At 75.1% G+C, this 16,109-nt stretch carries 6 protein-coding genes; 5 read left to right on the top strand and 1 reads right to left on the bottom strand.

All coding sequences use genetic code 11. The annotated features are described in order from the left end of the window. The 5 genes from AB0D10_RS30975 to AB0D10_RS30955 all read left to right on the top strand — a co-directional run. A partial coding sequence (locus tag AB0D10_RS30975; protein WP_360262264.1) for an amino acid adenylation domain-containing protein occupies window positions 1-4,368 on the top strand: 4,368 nt, incomplete at its 5' end. Beyond that, complete coding sequence (locus AB0D10_RS30970; RefSeq protein ID WP_360262263.1) at window positions 4,365-11,531, top strand: amino acid adenylation domain-containing protein; 7,167 nt, start codon at window positions 4,365-4,367, stop codon at window positions 11,529-11,531. The genes AB0D10_RS30975 and AB0D10_RS30970, both read left to right, overlap by 4 nt. A 124-nt stretch (window positions 11,532-11,655) precedes the next feature. Continuing rightward, window positions 11,656-11,883, top strand: a complete 228-nt coding sequence (locus AB0D10_RS30965; protein WP_360262262.1) for an MbtH family protein — start codon at window positions 11,656-11,658, stop codon at window positions 11,881-11,883. A gap of 92 nt (window positions 11,884-11,975) precedes the next feature. Next, entirely contained in the window at window positions 11,976-14,417 is a 2,442-nt protein-coding gene (locus tag AB0D10_RS30960) for a penicillin acylase family protein (RefSeq protein WP_360262261.1), read from the top strand. Window positions 14,418-14,463: 46 nt separating this feature from the next. Then, window positions 14,464-15,264: an alpha/beta hydrolase gene (locus AB0D10_RS30955; protein WP_360262260.1), complete on the top strand. Its 801-nt coding sequence runs from the start codon at window positions 14,464-14,466 to the stop codon at window positions 15,262-15,264. A gap of 74 nt (window positions 15,265-15,338) precedes the next feature. Here AB0D10_RS30955 and AB0D10_RS30950 read toward each other — a convergent pair whose 3' ends face one another. Next, complete coding sequence (locus AB0D10_RS30950; RefSeq protein WP_360262259.1) at window positions 15,339-15,941, bottom strand: glycosyltransferase; 603 nt, start codon at window positions 15,939-15,941, stop codon at window positions 15,339-15,341. Window positions 15,942-16,109: the final 168 nt, after the last annotated feature.

Here is a 16,109-nt window from a genome sequence, read left to right as displayed (position 1 = left end):
CGGCTGTTCCGGCTCGGTGCGCAGGACCACGTGCTGCTCCTGCTGATGCACCACATCGCGGCCGACGGCTGGTCGCTGCCGGTGCTGACCCGCGAACTCGTGCAGGCCTACACCGCGCGGGTCGCCGGCCGGGCGCCCGGGTGGGACGCGCTGCCGGTGCAGTACGCGGACTACACGCTCTGGCAGCGCCGGGTGCTCGGCGCCGAGGACGACCCGCAGAGCCCGATCGGTGCCCAACTCGCCCACTGGACCGAGGTGCTGGCCGATCTGCCGGAGGAGCTGGAGCTGCCGGCCGACCGGCGCCGGCCGCCGGTCGCCTCGCACCGGGGCGGACAGGTCGCCTTCGGCCTCGACCGGGAACTGCACGCCCGCCTGACGGCCTTCGCCCGCGAGCGCGGCGCCAGTACCTTCATGGTGCTCCAGGCCGCCGTGGCCGCGCTGCTGTCCCGGCTCGGCGCGGGCGAGGACATCCCGATCGGCACCGCGATCGCCGGGCGCACCGACGACGCGCTCGACGGCCTGGTCGGCTTCTTCGTCAACACCCTCGTCCTGCGCACCGACCTCTCCGGGGCGCCGTCCTTCGCCGAGCTGGTGGACCGGGTCCGGGAGACCGACCTGACCGCCTACGCGCACCAGGACGTCCCCTTCGAACGCCTGGTGGACGCGCTGCGCCCGGAGCGCTCGCTCGCCCGGCACCCGCTGTTCCAGGTGATGCTGTCGCTGAACAGCCCGGACGGCGCCGCCTCCGGCGCGTCGGCCGCGCTGCCCGGACTCACCGTCACCGGCCACCCGGTGGGCACCGGGACGGCCAACTTCGACCTGCTCTTCGGCTTCGCCGAGCGGCGGGACGAGCACGGCCGGCCGGCCGGGATGTCCGCCCTGGTGGAGTACGGCAGCGACCTGTTCGAGGAGGCGACGGCCGCCGGGATCGCCACTCGCCTGGAACGGCTGCTGCGCGCGGCGCTCGCCGAACCCGACCGGCCGGTGGCGAGGATCGACGTGCTCGACCCCGGCGAGCGCCGGCGGATCCTGGAGGAGGACAACGACACCCGCCGTGACCTCTCGCAGGGCACCTGGCCGGAGCTGTTCGAGGCGCAGGTCGCGCGGACCCCGGACCGGATCGCGGTGGTCGACGGCGAACGCGCCCTGACCTACACCGAGCTGAACGCGCGGGCCAACCGCTACGCGCACCGGCTGATCGCCCTGGGCGCGGGCCCCGAGCGGTTCGTGGCCGTCGCCCTGCCGCGCACCGCGGACCTGGTCGCGGCCCTGCTCGGGCTGCTCAAGGCCGGCGCCGCCTACCTGCCCATCGACCCCAACTACCCGGCGGACCGGATCGAGTTCATGTTCGCGGACGCCAGGCCCGACCTGCTGGTGACCACCGCCGAACTGGCCGCGGCCCTGCCGCCCACCGAGGCCCTGCCGCTGCTGGTCGACGACCCGGCCACCGCCGAGGGGATCGGCAAGGAACCCGAGCACGACCCGACCGACCGGGACCGCACCGCGCCGCTGCACCTGACCAACACGGCGTACGCGGTGTACACCTCCGGCTCCACCGGCCGCCCCAAGGGCGTCGTGGTCCCGCACGCCGGCCTGGCCGCGTTGGCCGAGGGCCACGTCGAACGGTTCGGCCTGGACGCGGACAGCCGGCTGCTGCAGTTGGTGTCGCCCAACTTCGACGCCGCGATCGGCGACTTTGTGATGGCGCTGCTCACCGGCACCACCATGGTGCTCGGCCCGGTCCGCGGCCACGTCGGCGGCGAGGAGCTCGCCGAGCTGGTCCGTCGGCACGGCGTCACCCACGTGACCATCCCGCCGACCCTGCTCAGCACCCTCGACCCGGCGACCACCCCGTCGCTGCGCGGCGTGCTGATGGGCGGGGAGTCCTTCTCCGCCGAGCTGGCCGCCCTGTGGGCCCGCCACGGGGTCCGGGTGGTCAACGTGTACGGCGCCACCGAGTCGACCGTGCTGACCACCATGAGCGAGCCGCTGACCGGCGAGCGCGCCCCGGACGCCGGCCGGCCGATCGTCAACGACCGCATCTACGTGCTGGACCCCGGTCTCAACCCGGTGCCGCCCGGCGTGGTGGGCGAGGCCTACCTGGCCGGCGACGGGCTCGGCCGCGGCTACCTGCGCCGGCCGGTGCTGACCGCCGAGCGCTTCGTCGCCGACCCGTTCGGAGCCCCCGGCGACCGGCTCTACCGCACCGGGGACCTGGTCCGCTGGAACGGGGAGGGCAACCTGGAGTTCGTCGGCCGGGCCGACGAGCAGGTCAAGATCCGCGGCTTCCGGATCGAACTCGGGGAGATCGAATCGGTGCTCGCCGAACACCCGGCCGTGGCCCAGTGCCTGGTCGTGGTGCACACCGACCGGCAGGGCAGCCGCCGCCTGGTCGCGTACGCGGTGCCGTCCGCCGAGCCGGCCGGGGCGGACGCCCTGCGCCGCCACCTGGCCGAGCGGCTGCCGGAGTACATGGTGCCCGCGGCCTTCGTGGAGCCCGCGGCCTTCCCGCTCACCCCGAACGGCAAGATCGACCGCAAGGCGCTGCCCGAGCCCGACTTCGCGGCGGTCACCACCGGCCGCGGCCCGCGGGACGCCCGGGAGCAGGTGCTCTGTGAGCTCTACGCCGGGGTGCTCGGCCGCGAACGGGTCGGCATCGACGACGACTTCTTCGCGCTCGGCGGCGACAGCATCATGTCGATCCAGCTGGCCAGCCGGGCCCGCCGGGCCGGTCTGGTGGTCTCCGCGAAGGAGGTCTTCGAGCACCGCACGGTGGCCGTGCTCGCCGCCGTCGCCACCGAGGTGGACGACCGGGAGCAGGAGGAGCAGGGCGCCGGACTCGGCCCGACCCCGCTCACGCCGATCATCCACTACTTCGCCGAACTCGGCGGCCCCATCGAGCGGTTGAGCCAGTGGCGGGTGCTGCGGGCACCCCGGGACTGCGACCGGGAGCGGCTGACCGCCGTGGTGCAGGCCCTGCTGGACCACCACGACGTGCTGCGCCTGCGGGTCACCACCGACCCGGGGGCGCCGACCTCCGGCGCCGGCGCCGGCGAGGCCTGGCGGATGGAGGTGACCGAGCCGGGCACCGTGCGGGCAGAGGACTGCGTGCGCAGGGTCGACCTCGGCGGTCTGGACGAGCGGGCCGCGCTGCGCGAGATGGCGGCCCAGGCCACCGCCGCCCGCGAGCGGCTCAGCTTCGAGCGGGGCCTGATGCTCCAGGTGGTCTGGTTCGACCACGGGCCGGACACCCCCGGATCCGTCCTGGTGCACGCCCACCACCTGGCGGTCGACCCGGTCTCCTGGGCCGTTCTGCTCCCGGGCTTCGCCGAGGCCTGGCAGGATGTCACCGAGGGCCGCACGCCCGCCCTGCAGGCGGCCGGGACGTCCTTCCGGCAGTGGAGCAGGCGACTGGCCGAGTGGGCCCGGGCGCCCGAGCGCGAGGCCGAACTCCCGTACTGGGAGCAGATGCTGGCCTCGGCCAGGCCGCTGGTCGAGGACCCCGGCCGGGACCGCTCGGCCGAGACCAACGAGAACGCCGCGGTGGTCTCCGTCACGGTGCCGTCCGACGTCACCGAAGCCGTCCTGACCACCCTGCCCGGCGCCTTCTACGCGAGCGTGGACGACGTCCTGCTCGCCGCCCTGGCCATCGCCCTGGCCGACTGGCGCCACGGCCCCGGTCCGGCCGTCCTGGTGGACGTCGAGTCGCACGGCCGGGAGGAGGAGGTGATCGGCGGGGTGGACCTCTCCCGCACCATGGGATGGTTCGCCGCGATGGCCCCGATCGGCATCGACCCGGGCCCGTTCGACCTCGCCGACGCCCTGGCCGGAGGCCGCGCCGCGGGCGACGTCCTGCGACGGGTCAAGGAGCGGCGCCGCTCGGCGCCGGACCACGGCCTGGGGTACGGGGCGCTGCGCTACCTCAACCCGGCGACGGCGCCCCGGCTGGCCGGGCTGCCGCAGGCCCAGATCGGCTTCAACTACCTCGGCCGCAGCGCCGAGGCCGAGTCCGGGCACACCGGGCGCGCGGCCACCGAGGCCGCCGACTGGGCGGTGCTCGGCGACCTGGCCGGCATCGGCGGCCAGGACCCGGACATGCGGATGCCGCACGAACTGGAGATCGCCGCCATGACCCGGGACCGGGCGAGCGGCCCGGAGCTGGAGGCGCACTGGGTCTGGCCCCGCGGACTGTTCGCGGAGGCCGACGTCCGAGCCCTCACCGAGGCGTGGATCCGCGCCCTGCGCGCCCTCGCCGAGCACGCCCGGCGCCCCGAGGCCGGCGGTCACACGCCGTCGGACGTGGCGCTGTCCGAACTGAGCCAGAGCGAGATCGACCTGCTGGAAGCCGAGTGGAGGAGCACCGAATGAGTCAGTCGGGCCTGGAGGACATCCTGCCCCTGTCCCCGCTTCAGGAAGGCATGCTCTTCCACAGCGTGTACGACACGACCGCGACGGACGTCTACGCCGCGCAGCTCGTGGTGGACCTCGACGGACCGCTGGACCACGAGTCGCTGCGCGCCGCGGCCCGCGGCCTGCTCACGCGGCACGGCAACCTGCGGGCCGGCTTCCGCTACGAGGGTCTGAGCCGGTCCGTCCAGATCGTGCCGCGCGAGGTCAAGCTGCCCTGGCGGGACGTCGACCTGACCACCCTGCCCGAGGAGGAGCGCGCCGCGGGCGCGGACCGGGTGGTCGCCGACGAGCGGCACCGCCGCTTCGACCTCGCCGACCCGCCGCTGCTGCGCTTCACCCTGGTCCGGCTCGGCGAGTCCGCGCACCGGCTGGTGCTGACCTTCCACCACATCCTGATGGACGGCTGGTCGCTGCCGATCGTCTGGCGCGAGCTGCTCGCCCTGTACGCGGGCAAGGGGGTGGCCCGCGAGCTGCCGCCGGTGCGCCTGTTCCGGGAGTACCTGGCCTGGCTGAACCGCCAGGACCGGCGGGTCGCCGAACGGGCCTGGCGGGAGGCGCTCGCCGGGACGGACGGGCCCACCCTGGTCGCCCCCGACGCGCCCACCACCCCGGTGGCCCCCCGGCAGCTGCACGCCGAGCTGCCCGCCGAGGCGACCGCCGAACTGACCCGCTGGGGCCGCGAGCACGGGATCACCGTCAACACCCTGGTCCAGGGCGCCTGGGCGCTGGTGCTGGCCGCGCTGACCGGCCGCGACGACGTCACCACCGGGGTGACCGTCTCCGGCCGGCCCACCGAGGTCGACGGCATCGAGGGCATGGTCGGGCTCTTCATCAACACCGTGCCGCTGCGGGCCCGGCTGCGCCCGGCCCAGCCGGTGGCGGACTTCCTGCGCCGGCTGCAGGACGACGCCACCCGGATGATGGCCCACCAGCACCTCGGCCTGGCCGAGATCCAGGCCCTCTCTGGCAACGGCGGCCGCACCCCGCTGTTCGACACCCTGATGGTGTTCGAGAACTACCCGACCGCCGCCGCGGACGGCGCCCCGGCCCGGCGCGGCCCCGGCCTGAAGGTCACCCGCGCGGCCGGCCACGACGCCACCCACTACCCGCTGGCCCTGATCGCGTCGCCCGGCGAGCGGCTGGCGCTGCGCCTGGACCACCGCCCGGACGCCTTCGCCCCGGAGGCCGCCCGACGGGTGCTCGACCGGGTGGTCCGGGTGCTGGCCGAACTCGCCCCGGCGGCCGGACGGCCGGTGGCGACGCTGGACCTGCTGCTGCCCGGCGAACGCGAGGCCGTCCTGGGGCTCGGCGCCGGCGCCCCGGCCGTCGGCCCGCTCGCCACCCTCCCGGCGCGGTTCCGGGAGCAGACCGACCGCACCCCCGGACACACCGCGGTAGTGGACGGCGACACCGCCCTGACGTACCGGCAGCTCGACGAGCGGGCCAACCGGCTGGCCCACCACCTGATCGGCCTGGGCGCCGGCCCGGAGCGCACCGTGGCGCTGTGCGTCCCGCGCTCGGCGCAGGCCGTGGTCGCGCTGCTCGCCGTGCTCAAGAGCGGCGCCGCCTACCTGCCCGTCGACCCGGCCCACCCCCGGGAGCGGATCGCCCACCTGCTGCGGGACGCCGAGCCGGCGCTGCTGCTCGCCACCCGGGACACCGCGGCCGCCCTGCCCGAGGGCCACCGCCCGCCGGTGCTGCTGGACGACCCCGGGCTGCTCGCCGCGCTCGCCCAGGCCCCCGCCACCGACCCCTCCGACGCCGAGCGGAGCGCGCCGCTGCACCCGCTGCACCCCGCGTACGTGCTCTACACCTCCGGTTCGACCGGGCGCCCCAAGGGAGTCGTGGTCCCGCACGCCAACGCGGTGCGGCTGGCCGGCTGGGCGGCCCGGGAGTTCGGCCCGCAGACGCTGTCCCACGTGCTGTTCACCACCTCGCTCAACTTCGACGTCTCGGTCTTCGAACTGTTCGCCCCACTGCTGTCCGGCGGCACGGTCGAGGTGCTGACCAACGTGCTGGCGCTCGCCGACCGCCCGGCCGGCGCACCCGCCGCTTCCCTGGTCAGCGCGGTCCCCTCGGCGCTCGCCCAGGTGCTCGCCCAGGGCGGCGGGCTCACCGCCGACACGGTCGTGCTGGCGGGGGAGGGCCTGCCCGAGCACACCGCGCTGGAGATCCAGAAGACGCTCGGCGCCGGCCGGCTGGCGAACATCTACGGCCCGACCGAGGCCACCGTGTACGCCACCGCCTGGTCGACCCGCGAGACGGTGGCCGGCCCGCCGCCGATCGGCCGCCCGATCGCCGGCACCCGCGCCTTCGTGCTGGACGCCGGCCTGCGGCCGGTCCCGGTCGGCGTGGCCGGCGAGCTGTACGTGGCGGGCGCGGGCCTGGCCCGCGGCTACCGCGGCCGGGCCGGGCTGACCGCCGAGCGCTTCGTCGCCAACCCCTTCGAACCGGGGGAGCGGATGTACCGCACCGGCGACGTGGTGCGCTGGAACGAGGACGGCGACCTGGAGTTCGTCGGCCGGGCCGACGACCAGGTGAAGGTCCGCGGCTTCCGGATCGAACTCGGCGAGGTCGAGGCCGTACTGGCCCGGCACGAGGCCGTCGCCCAGTGCGCGGTGACCGTCCGCGAGGACCGCCCCGGCGACCGCCGTCTGGTCGCCTACCTGGTCACGCGGTCCGCGGCCGCTCCGGCCGCCGGGCTCCGCGCCCACCTGGCCGCCGAACTGCCCGAGTACATGGTGCCGTCCGCCTTCGTCACCCTGGACGCGCTGCCGCTCAACCCCAACGGCAAACTCGACCGCAAGGCCCTGCCCGCGCCCGTCTACGAGGGCGACGCGGCCGGCCGCCGGCCGCGCTCGCCGCGCGAGGAGATCCTCTGCGGCCTGTTCGCCGAGGTCCTCGGCACCACGAGCGTCGGCATCGACGACGACTTCTTCGACCTCGGCGGCCACTCCCTGCTCGCCACCCGCCTGGCCGGGCGCATCCGCACCGTCCTCAAGGCCGAACTGTCCGTCAAGGAGCTCTTCGAGGCGTCCACCGTCGCCGCCCTCGGGCCCGTCCTCGACCGGGCGAGCGGCCCGGCCCGGGCCGGCGTCCGGCCGGCCGACCCGCGCCCCGGGCGGATGCCGCTCTCCTACGCCCAGCAGCGGCTCTGGTTCCTCCACCGGATCGAGGGCGCCAATCCCACCTACAACATCCCCGCCGCGCTGCGGCTGGACGGCGCCGTCGACACCGGGGCGCTGCGCGCCGCGCTGGCGGACGTCGCCGAGCGGCACGAGGTGCTGCGCACGGTCTTCGCCGAGGACGAGCAGGGCCCGCACCAGGTCGTGCTCGACGGCGCGGCGGCCCGGCCCGGACTCCACACCGTCGCGGTCACCGAGGAGGACCTGGAGGCCCGGCTGGCCGAAGCCGCCCGGCACCGCTTCGACCTGGGCGCCGAACCCTCCTGGCGGGTCACCCTGTTCGGGCTCGGCCCGGACCGGCACGTGCTGCTCGTCCTGGTCCACCACATCGCCGGCGACGGCTGGTCCATGCCGCTGCTGGTCCGCGACCTGACCGAGGCCTACACCGCCCGCCGGGCCGGCACCGCCCCCGCCTGGGCGCCGCTGCCCGTGCAGTACGCCGACTACACCCTGTGGCAGCGCGCCCTGCTCGGAACGGAGGAGGACCCGCACTCGCCGATCGCCCGGCAGCTGCGCCACTGGACCGGGACCCTGGCCGGCCTGCCGGAGGAGCTGGCCCTGCCGTACGACCGTCCGCGCCCGGCCGTCTCCGAACACCACGGCGGCACCGTCGAGTTCGAGATACCGGCGGAGCTGCACGCGGCCCTGGCCAAGCTCGCCCGGGAGAGCCGCACCACCCCGTTCATGGTGCTCCAGGCCGCTATCGCCCTGCTGCTGACCCGGCTCGGCGCCGGCACCGACCTGCCGATCGGCACCCCGGTGGCCGGCCGCACCGACGACGCCCTCGGCGACCTCGTCGGGTTCTTCGTCAACTCGCTGGTGCTGCGCACCGACACCTCCGGCGACCCGACCTTCACCGAGCTGCTCGCCAGGGTCCGGCAGACCGACCTCGCCGCCTTCGCCCACCAGGACCTGCCGTTCGACCGGCTGGTCGAGGCGGTCAACCCGGCCCGCTCGCTCGCCCGCCACCCGCTCTACCAGGTGCAGCTCTCCTTCGACAACAACCGCCAGGACGTGGCCGCCGCCCGTCCGGAGCGGGCCGGACCGGGCGTCAGCTCGACCCGCCGCGCGGTCGCCGTCGAGGCCGCCAAGTTCGACCTGGTGTTCTCCTTCGACGAGCACGACGCCGGCGCCGCCCCGGCCGGACTGGCCGGCGCGGTCGGCTACAGCGCGGACCTCTTCGACGAGAGCACCGCCCGGGGGCTGTCCGAGCGGCTGCTGCGGGTGCTGACGGCCGTCGTCGCCGAGCCCTCGCTGCGGGTCGGGCAGGTCGACGTCCTCGGCCCGGACGACCGCCACCGGGTGGTCGAGGGCTGGAACGCGACCCGCACCCCGCGGCCCTGGCGGCCGCTGCCCGAACTGTTCGAGGCCCAGACGGCCCGGACCCCGCTGCGCCCGGCCGTCGTCCACGGCGAGCGGACCCTGAGCTACGCCGAACTCAACGCGGCCGCCAACCGGCTGGCCCGGGAGCTGGTCGCCCGCGGCATCGGCCCGGAGGACCGGGTCGCCGTCGCGCTGCCCCGCTCCACCGACCTGGTCACCGCGGTCGTGGCGGTGATCAAGGCCGGCGCGGTGTACGTCCCGGTCGACCCGGCCTACCCGGCCGAGCGGCTCGCCTACATGCTCGACGACGCCGCCCCGGCCGTCCTGCTCAGCACCCGGCCGACCGCGGCCGCCCTGCCCGCCGGCCCCGCGCCGCTGCTGCTGCTGGACGACCCCGCGACCGCCGCCGCGGTGGCCGCCCGCAGCGCCGTCGACCTGCGGGCCGACGAGCGCCCCGCCCCACTGCTGCCCGACCAACCGCTCTACGTCATCTACACCTCCGGCTCCACCGGCCGCCCCAAGCCCGTCCACATGCGGGCCGAGGGCATCGCCAACCTGGTCGGCTGGCAGGACCCGCTGCTCACCGGCGCGCCGGGCACGGTCACCGCCCAGTACGCGCCGATCAGCTTCGACGGCTCGGTGCAGGAGATCTGCACCGCCCTGCTGCACGGCAAGACCCTGGCCGAGTGCCCGGAGGAGACCAGGCGGGACCCGGAGCAGCTGGTCGCCTGGCTCGACCGGCACCGGGTCGCCGAACTGTTCGCCCCCAACCTCGTGGTGGAGGCGGTCTGCCGGACCGCGCTCGAACTCGGCCTGGAACTGCCCCACCTGACCGACGTGGTGCAGTCCGGCGAGGCCCTCGTCCCCAACGACGCGGTCCGCGCCTTCTTCGCCCGCCCCGGCCGGAACCTGCACAACCAGTACGGCCCGTCCGAGACGCACGTGATGACCGGCTGGGTGCTCCCCGACGACCCGTCCGACTGGGCGGCCGCGCCGGCCATCGGCGGCCCGATCGCCAACGCCCGCGCGTACGTCCTCGACCAGGCACTGCGCCCGGTCGCCCCGGGCGTCACGGGCGAGCTCCACTTGGCCGGCACCGGTCTGGCCCGGGGCTACCTGGGCCGCCCGGGCGCGACCGCCGAGCGGTTCGTCGCCTGCCCGTTCGGGGCGCCGGGGGAGCGGATGTACCGCACCGGCGACCTGGTGCGCTGGAACGCGGACGGGCGGCTGGAGTACGCCGGCCGGGCCGACCAGCAGGTCAAGATCCGGGGCTTCCGGGTCGAACCCGGCGAGATCGAGGCCACCCTGGCCCGCCACCCCTCGGTGGCCCGGGCCGCGGTCGTCCCCCGGGCGGACGGCGCCGGCAAGCGGCTGGTCGCCTACCTGGTGGCCGCCGCGGCGGCCGAGCCCGACGCCGTCGAGCTGCGCGCCCACCTCGCGGCGAGCCTGCCCGACTACATGGTGCCGGCGGCCTTCGTCGTCCTGGACGCCCTGCCGCTGACCCCGAACGGCAAGCTGGACCGAGCCGCGCTGCCCGAGCCGGACGCCGCCGAGCCCGGCCGCGAACCGCGCACCCCCGAGGAGCAGATCCTCTGCGGCCTCTTCGCCGAACTGCTCGAACTGCCCCGGGTCGGAGCCGACGAGGACTTCTTCCAGCTCGGCGGGCACTCCTTCCTCGCCACCCGGCTGGTGAAGCGGATCCGGGCGACCTTCGGCGTCGAGCTGTCGGTGCGCAGCGTCTTCGAGGCACCGACCGTCGCCGGCCTGGCCCGGGAGCTGGCCGCCGACACCGACCGCGACCCGTACGCCCCGCTGCTGCCCCTGCGCGGCAGCGGCAGCCGCCCGCCGCTGTTCTGCTTCCACCCCGGCTCCGGCACCGGCTGGAGCTACTCCGGCCTGCTCACCCACCTCGACCGGGAGCAGCCGGTGTACGCCCTGCAGGCCCGCGGGCTCGGCGAACGGCCGGAGCGGCTCCCGGCCTCCGTCGACGAGATGGCCCGCGACTACCTGGAACTGATCCGCTCGGTCCAGCCCGCCGGCCCGTACCACCTGCTCGGCTGGTCCTTCGGCGGCCTGGTCGCGCACGCGGTGGCCACCCTGCTCCAGGAGGCCGGGGAGACGGTCGCCGGGCTGACCCTGGTCGACGCCTTCCCGCCCGACCTGGACCAGGAGGTGCCCTTCCAGTCCGACCGCGAACTGATCGCCAAGGCGCTGCTGCCCGGCTTCGGGGCCGACCGGGGAGAGCCGGTCGAGGACCTGGACGAACTGGTGAGCCGGTACGCCGGCTACCTGGAGGAGCAGGACCACCGGCTGGCCGCCCTCGGACCGCGCGCGCTCAAGGCGGTGATGGGCGTCTTCGCCAACAACGAGCGGCTGATGGGCACCTTCCGCCCCGGCCTCTTCGACGGGGACGTGCTGTTCTTCACCGCCACCCGGCAGGCCCCGGGCGCCGAACTGCCGCCCGAGATCCGCGGCCGGATGACCGCCGAGGCCTGGCGCCCGTACGTCACCGGCGCCGTCCGCGACCACGGCGTGGACACCACCCACGGCGCGATGCTCTCCGACCAGGCGGCTGTCACCGCCATCGGACGGGCCCTGGCCGACACCCTCTAGACCTCCGGTCCGGGCCGCCACGGCGCGGCCCGGACCGGCCGGCACCCCGTCAGAACGCGGGGCCGTCAGAACACCGACCGTCAGAACACCGGACCGTCGGAACACCGGACAAGGAGACACCACCATGAGCACCAACCCCTTCGAGGACGCCGACGGCCGCTACCTCGTGCTGGTCAACCACGAGGGCCAGTACTCGCTCTGGCCGGCCTTCGCCGAGATCCCGCAGGGCTGGGAGACCGCGCTGGCCGAGACCGACCGGCAGAGCGCGCTCGACCACATCGAGCGGAACTGGACCGACATGCGCCCCAAGAGCCTCATCGCGGCGATGGCGGGCGCGGCCGACGCGGCCTGAACCCGGACGCCCGGTACCCCGGGGCGGACACCACCGCCCCGGGCCCGCCGGACGCCACCCCACGAACACCCGGCAGAGAGGCCTCCCCGCCCATGGCACTCCTCAGAAGACTCCCCCTGACGCGGCCGGCCCGCGCGGCCCTCGTCGGCCTGCTCACCCTCGCCGCCGCGGTGGCGGGCCCCGCGCCGGCGACCGCCCGGCCCGCGCAGGAGACCCGGCTCGGCGGCGCCGTCATCCGCTACACCGAGTACGGCATCCCGCACATCATGGCCGCCGACTTCCGCGGCCTCGGCCTCGGCTACGGCTACGCCGCGGCCAAGGACAACCTGTGCGTCCTCGCCGACACCTATCTGACCGTCGCCGGCGAGCGCTCGCGCTACCTGGGGCCCGACGCCCCCGGAAACTCCGACCTCGGCTCGGCGTCCACCAACCTCAACAGCGACCTCTACTACCGGAGCATCGCGGTCTCCGGCACGGTCGAGCGGCTCGCCCACAGCCCGGCGCCGGTCGGGCCCGACCCGGAGGTCGCCGACCTGGTGCGCGGCTACGCCGCCGGGTACAACCGCTACCTGGCCGAGACCGGCCCCGACGGCGTCCGCGACCCCGCCTGCCGCGGCGCCGCCTGGCTGCGCCCGATCACCGAACTCGACGTCTACCGGCACGTGTACGCGCTCGCCACCCTGCAGGGCGGCGGCAGCGACATCGACGGCATCGTCACCGCCCAGCCCCCGGCCGGCGCCCCGGCCCCCGCCCCCGCGCCGTCCGCCGAGCGGATGGTGCGCGCCGCCGAGGACGCGGCGGCGGCCCGTACGCTCGGCAGCAACGCCATCGCCGCCGGCTCCCGCGGCACCACCGGCGGCGGCAGCGTGCTGCTCGGCAACCCGCACTACCCGTGGCAGGGCACCAACCGGTTCTGGCAGAGCCAACTGACCGTCCCCGGGCGCCTGGACGTCTCCGGGGCCTCGCTGCTCGGCCTGCCGGTCGTCGCCATCGGCCACAACACGGACGTCGCCTGGAGCCACACCGTGTCCACCGCGGCCCGCTTCGGCCTGCACGAGGTGCCGCTCGTCCCCGGTGACCCCACCTCCTACCTGGTGGACGGCGTCCCGCAGCGGATGACCGCCACCGAGGTCGCGGTCGAGGCCCGGCAGCCGGACGGCACCCTCGCCACGGTGCACCGCACCCTGTGGTCCACCCGCTACGGACCGGTGATCAACGCCGGCCCGGGCGTCCCACTGCCGTGGGGCACCACCGCCTACACCCTGCAGGACCCGAACGCCGGCAACCTGCGGACGCTCAACACCTGGCTCGCGCTCGGCCGTTCGCGTTCCGCCGAGGGTGTCCGCACGGCCCTCGCCCGCACCCAGGGCCTGCCGTGGCTGAACACCGTGGCCACCGACCGGGCCGGTCAGGCGCTCTACGCCGACCTCCAGGTCGTCCCGAACGTCACCGACGAACTCGCCGCCCGGTGCAGCACAGGGCTCGGCCGTGCGGTGTTCCCCTCCAGCGGGATATCCGTGCTCGACGGCGGCCGCGGCGACTGCGCGTGGGGCAGCGACCCGGACGCCGTCCAGCCCGGCATCCTCGGCCCCGCCCGGCTGCCCGTCCTCGCCCGCACCGACTACGTCGCCAACGCCAACAACAGCCCGTGGCTGACCAACCCGGCCGCCCCGCTGACCGGCTACCCGCGGGTGGTCGGGGACACCGGCACCAAACGCTCCACCCGCACCCAGGAAGCCGTCACCGCGGCCGAGCGCCGGCTGGCCGGCACCGACGGACTGCCCGGCCGGGGCTTCTCGCTGCGCACCATGCAGCAGACCCTCTTCTCCGACCACAGCAGGGTCGCCGAACTCGCCCTGGCTGACACGGGACGGATGTGCGCGGGCTTCACCGACGGCACCGCGCCCTCCGCCGCCGGCCCGGTCGACGTCACCGCCGGCTGCACGGCGCTGCGCGGCTGGGACGGCCGCTACACCGAGGACAGCCGGGGCTCACTGCTGTTCGAACGTTTCGCCCTGCGGCTCGCCCGGATCCCCGGCGGGCCCTGGCAGAAGCCCTTCGACCCGGCCGACCCGATCGCCACCCCCAACACCCTGGCCGTCGCCCGGCCCGAGGTCCGCCAGGCCTTCGGGGACGCGGCCGCCGAGCTGCGCGCCGCCGGGATCCCGCTCGACGCCCCGCTCGGCGAGCACCAGTACGTCACCCGCGCCGACCGGCGGATCCCGGTGCACGGCGCGCCGGACCTGCTGGGCGTGCTGAACGTCGTCGAGCCGGTCTGGGACTCCGCGGCGGGCAACACCGAGGTCCGGTACGGCTCCAGCTTCGTCCAGGTGGTGGAGTTCCCGGCCGGCGCCGGCCTGCCGCGCGTCACCACGCTGCTGACGTACTCGCAGTCGAGCGACCCCACCTCCCCGCACCACGCCGACCAGACGGCGCTGTTCTCCGCCGGGCGCTGGGTGAGCGAGCGCTTCACCGAGGCGCAGATCCTCGCCTCGCCCGACCTGGCGGTCACCGTGCTGAACGGCCGCCGGTGACCACGGACCGCGCGCACCGCGCGCCCGAGCGACGAGGAGGGAAGCCATGCCCTTCGCCGCGGTGAACGGCATCCGTCTGCACTACGAGGACGTCGGCTCGGGCGAGCCGGTGGTGCTGGTGATGGGCACGGCCGGCAGCGGTCGGATCTGGCACATGCACCAGGTCCCGGCCCTCAAGGCGGCCGGCTACCGGGTGATCACCCTCGACAACCGGGGCATCCCGCCCACCGACGAGTGCCCGGAGGGCTTCACCGTCCAGGACCTCGCGGCCGACGTCGCCGGGCTGATCCGCCACCTCGGCCTCGGCCCGGTCCGGCTGGTCGGGACCTCGATGGGGGCGCACGTGGGCCGCGAACTCGCCCTGTCCAGGCCCGAACTGCTCCACCGGATGGTGCTGATGGCCGCCGCCGCCCGCAGTGACGCGCTGCGCACCGCGCTGGCGCACGCCGAGCACTCCCTCTCCGAGGGCGGGGTGCGCCTGCCGGCCCGCTACCGGGCGGTGGTCCGGGCGATGCAGACGCTGTCCCCGCACACCCTCGACGACGAACAGGCCGTCACGGACTGGATCGACCTGTTCGAGATGACCGAGAGGGAGGGCCCCGGCATCCGCGCCCAGCAGGCCCTGGAGCCGGGCCGGGACCGGCTCGCCGCCTGCGCGGGCATCCGGGTGCCCTGCCACGTGATCGCCTTCGCGGACGACCTGATCACCTCGCCGGCGCGCGGCCGGGAACTCGCCGGTGCGATCCCCGGTGCGAGCTTCGAGCTGATCGGACGGGCCGGCCACTTCGGCTACCTGGAACGCCCGGAGGAAGTGAACGAGAGCATTCTCGAATTCTTCGCCGGGTGATCCGATAAAAAAGGAGTGCCGCCCCGGCCGGGGCGGCACTCCTTGATTTCACATCCGGTTCGACAGATCTTCGATCACCATCGCGAGGACATTCCCGAGGTGTTTCCGGGAATGCCCGGCTCGCCCTTCCCCCAGTGGTTCCAGACGAACGTTGTCTCCGGCAGGTGCACGAACTTCGCGCCCACGTCCAGCAGCGCCAGCCAGGCCCCCCAGTCGTCGAACGGGCAGCCCGGGAACTGCTTCGGCAACTGGAACCCGCCGGCCTTGTGGAACAGCTCGGTGCGCACCAGGGTCGTGGTCTGGATGTAGGAGCGCCGACGCAGCTCGGCCTCGTCGAACGGGGCCTCGTAGCGCCCCATCGGGTCGCGCCCGCTCTCGTACCGCGGCACGTGCGGGATCGGGTAGACGACATCGGCGCCGGTGGTCTCGGCGCACCACAGCAGGCGTTCCAGGTGGTGCGGCAGGAAGGCGTCGTCGTCGTCCAGGAAGGCCGTCCAGGTCGTGCTGACGCGCGCCAGGGCGCGGTTCTTGGTGGCCGCCGCGCCGGTGCGCCCGTGGTCGTACTCGACCACGATGGCCTGCGGCTGGCGGCTCTGCGCGGCGACCGAGGCGAGCGCGGCGGCCAGCTGCTCGCCGCGCGGCGGAATGGTGGCGATGCAGACGGTTATGTCGTTCACTGCGGAATCCGCCCTTCTGGGTGTCCGTGAATTCCCCGACATCTCGCGCAGCCTGGCACACGGCGCGGTGCGCGTCAATGCGCGCAGTGCCTCATTCGGCCCCCGCTTAACCATGGTGACGGCCGCTTCCCGCACTGTTAGGGTCCGACACCGGGAAGACCCGACAAA

The organism is Kitasatospora sp. NPDC048545 (genome assembly GCF_040651155.1).
Classification (GTDB): Bacteria; Actinomycetota; Actinomycetes; order Streptomycetales; family Streptomycetaceae; genus Kitasatospora.
This window is presented reverse-complemented; position numbering and strand designations above follow the sequence as displayed.

What these genes read in the sequence shown, in the direction of transcription:
- AB0D10_RS30965 (WP_360262262.1), top strand. Translation starts at nt 11,656, where the DNA reads ATGAGCACCAACCCCTTCGAGGACGCCGACGGCCGCTACCTCGTGCTG.
- AB0D10_RS30955 (WP_360262260.1), top strand. Translation starts at nt 14,464, where the DNA reads ATGCCCTTCGCCGCGGTGAACGGCATCCGTCTGCACTACGAGGACGTC.
- AB0D10_RS30960 (WP_360262261.1), top strand. Translation starts at nt 11,976, where the DNA reads ATGGCACTCCTCAGAAGACTCCCCCTGACGCGGCCGGCCCGCGCGGCC.
- AB0D10_RS30970 (WP_360262263.1), top strand. Translation starts at nt 4,365, where the DNA reads ATGAGTCAGTCGGGCCTGGAGGACATCCTGCCCCTGTCCCCGCTTCAG.